This window comes from Janthinobacterium sp. GMG2 (genome assembly GCF_033949445.1).
Lineage (GTDB): Bacteria > Pseudomonadota > Gammaproteobacteria > Burkholderiales > Burkholderiaceae_D > Janthinobacterium > Janthinobacterium aestuarii.
In genome coordinates this window covers 1-809 of record NZ_JAXAWA010000022.1, presented here as the reverse complement: position 1 = coordinate 809, position 809 = coordinate 1, and the positions used below count along the sequence as shown (strand labels likewise).

The following is an 809-nucleotide window of genomic DNA, read 5'->3' as shown; positions in this document are numbered from 1 at the left end:
ATATCCGCAGCTTCGGTGACTGGCTTAGCCCCGTTACATCTTCCGCGCAGGACGACTCGATCAGTGAGCTATTACGCTTTCTTTAAATGATGGCTGCTTCTAAGCCAACATCCTGACTGTTTTAGCCTTCCCACTTCGTTTTCCACTTAGCCAATCTTTGGGACCTTAGCTGGCGGTCTGGGTTGTTTCCCTCTTGACGCCGGACGTTAGCACCCGACGTCTGTCTCCCAAGCTCGCACTCATCGGTATTCGGAGTTTGCAATGGTTTGGTAAGTCGCAATGACCCCCTAGCCATAACAGTGCTCTACCCCCGATGGTGATACTTGAGGCACTACCTAAATAGTTTTCGGAGAGAACCAGCTATTTCCAAGTTTGTTTAGCCTTTCACCCCTACCCACAGCTCATCCCCTAATTTTTCAACATTAGTGGGTTCGGACCTCCAGGGCGTGTTACCGCACCTTCATCCTGGCCATGAGTAGATCACTTGGTTTCGGGTCTACACCCAGCGACTGATCGCCCTATTCGGACTCGATTTCTCTACGGCTTCCCTATATGGTTAACCTTGCCACTGAATGTAAGTCGCTGACCCATTATACAAAAGGTACGCAGTCACGGAACAAGTCCGCTCCTACTGTTTGTATGCACACGGTTTCAGGATCTATTTCACTCCCCTTCCGGGGTTCTTTTCGCCTTTCCCTCACGGTACTGGTTCACTATCGGTCGATTACGAGTATTTAGCCTTGGAGGATGGTCCCCCCATATTCAGACAGGATGTCACGTGTCCCGCCCTACTTGTCGTACGCTTAGTA

General features: G+C 50.4%; 1 rRNA gene. It reads right to left on the bottom strand.

The features are described from left to right. A 23S ribosomal RNA gene (locus SKZ59_RS28120) occupies window positions 1–809 on the bottom strand; the annotation flags it as partial.